The sequence below is a fragment of the Variovorax glacialis genome, assembly GCF_051216375.1.
Taxonomy (GTDB): Bacteria; Pseudomonadota; Gammaproteobacteria; order Burkholderiales; family Burkholderiaceae_C; genus Variovorax.
The window spans coordinates 66024-72525 of record NZ_JBPJZT010000021.1 but is presented as its reverse complement, the minus strand read 5'-3'; the positions used below and the strand labels follow the sequence as shown (position 1 = coordinate 72525).

4 protein-coding genes are annotated in these 6502 nt (G+C 66.1%); 2 read left to right on the top strand and 2 right to left on the bottom strand.

What is annotated here, in order from left to right:
• The coding region (locus ACSFBL_RS31705) for a bifunctional metallophosphatase/5'-nucleotidase (protein WP_435519789.1) at positions 1–1348 on the top strand (1348 nt) is incomplete at its 5' end.
• Positions 1349–1360: 12 nt separating this feature from the next.
• A complete protein-coding gene (locus ACSFBL_RS31700) occupies positions 1361–2563 on the top strand; it encodes a tetratricopeptide repeat protein (RefSeq protein WP_435519788.1) in 1203 nt (400 codons plus the stop codon).
• Positions 2564–3093: 530 nt separating this feature from the next.
• Here the strand turns inward: ACSFBL_RS31700 and ACSFBL_RS31695 are convergent.
• Both ACSFBL_RS31695 and ACSFBL_RS31690 read right to left on the bottom strand, forming a co-directional pair.
• The gene (locus ACSFBL_RS31695) at positions 3094–5025 is read right to left on the bottom strand and encodes a WD40 repeat domain-containing protein (protein WP_435519787.1); all 1932 of its coding nucleotides are present in this window, start codon (positions 5023–5025) and stop codon (positions 3094–3096) included.
• The gene (locus ACSFBL_RS31690) at positions 4931–6487 is read right to left on the bottom strand and encodes a toll/interleukin-1 receptor domain-containing protein (protein WP_435519786.1); all 1557 of its coding nucleotides are present in this window, start codon (positions 6485–6487) and stop codon (positions 4931–4933) included. Before ACSFBL_RS31690 ends, ACSFBL_RS31695 begins: the two co-directional genes overlap by 95 nt.
• Between the last annotated feature and the right edge of the window lie 15 nt (positions 6488–6502).

Below are 6502 nucleotides of genomic sequence, written 5' to 3'. Positions count from 1 at the left end.
GTCCTTCCAGGGCGCGAAGGTTGCGTTCATCGGCATGACGCTGAAGGGCACGCCCGGCATCGTGACGCCCACGGGTGTGGCCGGGTTGGAGTTTCGCGACGAGGCGCAGACCGTCAATGCCTTGATCCCGAGGCTTCGCGCCCAGGGCGTCGATGCAATCGTGGTGCTCGTGCACCAGGGGGGCTTCCAGACCAGTCCCAATGTCGGGGACATCAACGGCTGCGACGGCAACCTGAAGAACGCCGACGGCACCGACTCCGACATCGCCAACATCGTCAAAGGCCTCGGCGACGAGGTCGACCTGGTCATCAGCGGCCACACGCACGCCGCCTACAACTGCTCTGCCAACACGGTCGACGTGACGGGGGTGTCCGGAGCTGCCGTCAGCACGCCGCGTCCGACCGGGCTGCCCAACCGTGTGGGGCGGCTGGTCGCCGTCACGAGCGCGAGCGCGTTCGGTCGCGTGCTCACCGACATCGACCTCACGCTGCATCCCCGGTCGCACAAAGTGCTCGCCGTATCGGCCACGAACCGCCTGGTGGACCGAACGGACGTCGCCATCAACAACGCCATCGCGGCAGACCCGAGCGTCAGGAACATCGTCGAGGGGTACAACACGCTCGCGTCGCCGCTGTCCAACCAGGTGATCGGCACGATCGCCTCGGCGCTGTCGAATTCGGCGAACGCGGCCGGCGAAATGCCCGCCGGCAGCCTCATCGCCGACGCCCAGTTGCAGGCCACCCAGCCGGCAGCGCTCGGCGGCGCAGTCGTCGCGTTCATGAACGCCGGCGGCGTGCGCAACCCTGGCTTCGTGAACCCCGCCGCGACCTACCCCTACAACGTGACCTACGGCAACGCCTTTACGGTGCAGCCCTTCGGCAACAGCCTGGTGACCATGACGCTGACCGCGCAGCAACTCAAGGACCTGCTCGAGCAGCAGTTCACGGGCTGCAAGGGGCAGACGGCCCAACGCGTGATGCAGGTGTCGAACGGCTTGAAATATTCATGGAGCGCCGCAGCGCCAGCGTGCTCGAAGATCGTCAACGTCGTGCTGACGCCCACTGACGTCACGGTGACACCGCCCGTTGCGACCGGTGCGCCGGACAACATCGTGGTGAATGGCGTGGTGCAGAACCCGGCCAAGACCTATCGCGTGACCGTCAACAACTTCATGGCCACGGGCGGCGACGGGTTCACGGTGCTGCTCGGTGGCACCAGCGCGCTCGGTGGCGCCCAGGACATCGATGCGCTCACGGCCTATCTGGCCGGCGGCTACAAGGCGCCGAAGCCCGCTTACGATCCGACGCTGCCCGCGCTGGCGATCCCGCGCATCACCCAGCTTCCCTGACGACGATCGAACTTGGCACCGGCAGCACGCACCTTCTGCACAGCCGTGCTGGCGCTGAGCCTGTCCGGCGTGCATTGCGGCGCGCAGGAGTCCGCGACGAAGACCGTTCCGCGGTCGGCGGCCGCGATCACGGACATCCGGGTGAACGATCCGGGCGTGATGGAGGCTCGCTCGGCGCTGCTGCGCCGCGCCGAGGCCGAACTCGCGCGCGGCGAGGTCACGGCGGCGACCGACACCTTCGAGCGCGCGGCCATGATGCTGCACGCGTCTGATACCGAGATGGGGCTGGTGCGCGCCTACATGCAGGCCGGGCAGTATCGGCGTGCGTTGGCGTTCTGCTCGCATGTGGCCGGCGTGCACCTGGAGTCGGGACCCGCGGGGGCGTTGCATGCATGGTTGCTGCGGGCGGGTGGTCAGGACGTGGTGGCCCAGCGTGTGCTGCAGGAAACCCTCGATCGTCTTCCGCAGGATCCCGTGGCGCTCGACGTGCGACGCGCCTTTGCAACCCCGGCGCCTGGGGCCAGCGGACTCATGCTGCGAACGCCACACCGGATGGCGCCGCAGGCCGTTCCGGAGCAGGGCCAGCCCCGGGTCCCGGAATCGGCTCGTGTGGTCTCCAGTGGGGTGCTGATAGGCGATGGGATGATCGCGCTGGTGCCCAGTGCCGCCATCCGGGACGAGACCGCCCAGGCGATCTGGGTGCGCAACGGCCTGGGGCAGACCACGCTCGCGCGGGCGGACCCGACTCAGCCCCTCGAGTCGCTGGCCGTCACCGTCCTTCGCCTCGACGCGCCGCTCGTTGCCGAAGGAGCGCCGTTCCTCGCAGTGCGTGATCCGTTCGCGGGGAGTGCCGGCTTCGCGTTCGCCTATTCGTCACTGAAAACTGCAGAACCGGCTTGGCCCTGGCTGAGCCAGGGCTTCTTCGGCGCGCTCCAGGGCGAGGGTGGCCTTCGAAAGCTGGGTATCGGACTGGCGGCCAACAGCTACGGCGGTCCGGTTCTCGATGCCGGCGGCCGGCTTGCGGGCATGCTGCTGCCGGGGCGCGCCGATGAGGCCACGATGCTGTCCGCCTCACGATGGGTCGATCTGATCCCCGAAACAGCCTCGACGCTTTCTCCTGCCGGCGCCGTTGCTCGGCCGGGTGGCGTCATACCTGCCGATCTTGCCTACGAACAGGCGCTGCGCATCGCGCTCCAGGTCATCGTGCTGCGTTGAGTCCGTCCGGTACACAATCCTTCGAACCGATCCCTGAACAGGCCCGTTCGCAATCCGCGTCGGAACGATCTGCATCCAGGCTCCGAGGAGACGAAGCATGCACTTCCACTCTCACAGGACGCACCTCAAACACGAAGGCTGGCGCATCCACATCATTCTTGTGGTGGAGAACAAGCGACTGGGCTCGGCCCTGCGCGCGGCGCAGGCCGTGCAGGCACGACGGGATGATCGACGCTGCGCGCCATCACGAACGAATAGAGGCCAGCTTCCAAGGCCGAAAAAGGGAGTGCCGGGAACGATGAATTCCAGACATTTCGATGTCAAGGAATTCGAGCGGGCCCTGCGCAAGGCATGCAGATCAACCGGGCCGGCCTTCGGCTGACAGGTCCGTGTAGTGCAAAGGCAAGGCAGTCACTAAGTTCGCAAAGAGCCTTCGAACAGAAGAAGAAATGCGACATTTCAACTTTGCCGTCCATGCGACATCTGAACTTGGGTTTGACATTGCGGCACCCCTACCAGTGCTGCGACGGTTACCGACTCGCCGCTGGGCGACAAGCCTGAGGCTCGAGACCCGCTAGATATAGCAGCCATTCGTCGGGCGGCAAGGCCTGCGGTAAGCGCCGGCAGGCCTCGGCCACTTGGTCCTCAGTGCGCCAGGTCCACAGTTGCATCGCGTTCGCACCCGCCGTGGCGAGGTACCGGTCTCCCGGGCTGAAGCGCACCTGGCCTGGGGGCCCCGACGGGCGAATGCGCGCGATCTCGCGGGTCAGCCTCAGATCGACTATGCGGGCTGTGCCATCGTTGCTGGCGGTGGCCAGCATCTGTTGGTCGTGACTGAATGCGAGGTCGACGACCCGGTCGGCATGGGATAGGCGCGCCACCTCTTCGCCGCTGGCGACGTCGTACGTCCCGAGCTGGCCGCCAAAGCCAGCCACGGCCACGGTCCGACCGTCGCGGCTTACCGCCAGTGCCGCCGCACCGGCGGACCAAGTCACAGCCTTGCCGACCGGGTTGCCGGTGGCACTTTCCACAACGACGACTTGGCCTTCGTTTTTTATCGATTCCGTGAATGCGAGCAAGCGGGCGTCGCCGCTGAAAGCGCTGAGGTTTGGCGTGCCTCCCCCGGGTCGCTTCCAGAGTTCGCGCGCCGAAGGCATTTCCAGTACACGAATCGAATAGTCGCCAGTCACCAGCAGCAAGCGGTGCCCGTCAGGGTCGAACTCGGCGCGCCACAATCCGTCGTCCACCTTGATTTCGGCCTGCTGGGAGCCGTCACCAAGCGAATAGATTCGCAGCTGCTGCGCGGCTCGTGGGTCGGGCTTGCCCCATCGGTCCAGCGCGGGGAACGAGACAAGCCCATGCTCATTGGTCAGCGACAGCACGATGGCACCCGGCAGCCTCAACATCGGCTCGGCAGTTCCAGCGCGCCAGATTCGCGCCACGCCATCTGCTCGGCCAGTAGCGGCGAACTCGCCGTTGGGGCTGACTGCTTCCACCTCGACGCTGCCTTCACTGACCAGGCGATCTACTTGTTCCTGACAGGGCGTATCGCGCAAGGAACATCGAGATTGCTTCAGCGTCGGTAACAGCGTTGTCCAATCCAGCGTTGGACGATGTTCAGCGCTGGTCGAGGGCTGCAGGGACTGCAGGTCCCAGGCCGTCACGAAGTCGCCGTGCCCCGCCCAAGCGCGCCGACCGTCGGACGACAGAACGATGCTGCGCAACCCTTGGCGCATTGCGCGCTCGACATTCCCTGCACCCTCGACCCAACGAGAGAAGCCTGACGATTCCGAGGCGGCCATGACTGCGGCCACGACGCTTGTGGGGGAGCCTTCGCTGAACCGGTATGCCGCCGGGTCGGAAGTCGCCAGCCGCACGGTCTCGCCTCGGGCCGTCGACTCCCACAAGTGCAGGGTGTTGCCGTCACCGGCGGTCACCAAACGATCGCCGTCCGCGACGAAAGCCATCGGGCCGGGGTGTGAGATCAGCGCCTGCAACTCGCCGCCGGGGACAGCCCATACCCGGGTCACACCATCGTCTCCGGACGCCGCTACGCGTGATGAGTCGCTCGACACCGCCAGAGCCGTCGCCGCACCGCCTGGCGCGACGCTGAGCATCTGCTTGTTCCCCTGGAAGTCCCAAAGCTTCACTTCGTTCTGGTTCGAAGCGCCAATCGCCAGCCAGCGACCGTCGGGACTGAAGCGCAGCAGCGCGAGGCCGCCGGATCTTGGGGTCTCGAACACTGCCGCCCTCGTGTCGTCAGTCCCAAACACCTGGACCTTGCCGGTCATGTCAACGGCCAGCCATCGGCCATCGGCACTGAACTCGAGCGCAGTCTTGTCACTCTGGGCTTCCATAGCCAGCCGGTCACAATCCTGCAGTGCGTCCAGTCTGCACAGCCTGAGCCCATGGACGCTCGCGACGGCAAGGTGGCGATTGTCCCGGCTGAAGCGCAGCAGCACGTGAGGTTCTCCGACGTGGTACAGGTCGACCGTGAACTGGCCCTCGGCTTTGCCGCCGGCGTCCAACAGTCGGAGCTGGCCATCCGAACCGAGCAAGGCGAGATGCTCGCCGCGGGCGGCCACCGCTGCGGCCTCGATCTGCGTCCCCGGCAGCGACGCTGAGTCGTCCGCTTTGAATGTCCCGGACGCGCACGGACTTGCGGTCGCTGAGCGTCGCCAGCAACTGTCCGGTCGCATCAAACGCGATCCGGCTGGTCCGCCCTGTGCCCGGCCAGGACCTTACAGCCGCGGCATCGGCGCCGACGGTCCACACATGGGCCTCTCCACTGTTGAGCGTCCATGCCACTGCGCGACCATCCGGCGCGATGGCGAGCTCGCCACCATAGCGCCGGTCGTCAAGACTTCCGGTGCGTGCGCCACCGGTTGGGACTGCTGCCAGATGGCGTGGCATCACAGCCAGCAAGGAACGCAGCGCTTGGTCTGCTTCTAATGAAGGTGACGGTGCTCGCTGCATGGCCTCGGCCGCCAGCCACAGCGCACGCACCTGCAGATCGGGGCGTTCGGTCCGCACGCGCTCGGAATCGGCGGCAAGCTTGCGAGCGAGCGCGGAAGCTTCCTCGACCCGTGCCTGCCTCGCATTGAATAGAGCCAGGATAGCGGACACAGCCGCAGTCAAGAGCAACGCGGTCGAACCGCCAACCAGCCAACGCCGACGGCGCGTAGCATCGCTACGGCTAGTGCGCAGGTAGTGGCGCTGCAGTTCAGTCGCCTCGGGCCGGGTGCCCTGGCCCGCCTGCACAACCCATGCCTCTGCTGCCTTGAGGTCCGCCCCGCGCAGCAGCCGGCTGCGCTCATGCCGCTCGCGATCCCATTCGACTGCGCGCACCAGCACCCGGGAGTGGAACGAGAGCCACGCGAAATCGGTGTCGATGGCAACGATCAACGCGTCCATGGCGGCGGCGTGATCGTCGCCGTCGCGCATGAAGATCCAGTTCAGGCTTGCCACCGCAGCCGGCGCTTGCGAGGCGTCAATATCACGGCAGACGATCGGAATGACGCGTTTCTTGTTGGCCACAGCGTGGCCCAGCTCCAGCGCACAGATCTCGGAAGCCAGGGAGTCGGGGCTGCACACGAACACGAAGGCGCTCGCTCCTTCGATCGCGGCGAAAATTGCCTTCATCCATTCGGCCGTGGGCGCGATGCCTTCCCAATCCACCCAGGCTTCGCGCTTCCGATCGAGCAGTGCACTCGTCAAGCGCAAGGCGAAGTCCTTGTCCTTGCGCGAGTAGGAAACGAAGACGTCGGCCAAAGCGCACTCCTCAACGCGTTCTTGAATTCTGGCAGCACGGTGAAGCTGCGTCGAGCCGTACGAGAAGGTAAATCGGATATGGAGTGATCGTCCTTTCGGCGTCATCCACCACCCGGTCGGGGTTTTCCAAGCAACGCGGAGCGCGTCAACCATCTCGACAGTGCGGGA

Excerpts from the sequence above, each read along its gene's own strand:
- ACSFBL_RS31690 (WP_435519786.1), bottom strand. The coding sequence starts at position 6,487 with ATGGTTGACGCGCTCCGCGTTGCTTGGAAAACCCCGACCGGGTGGTGG.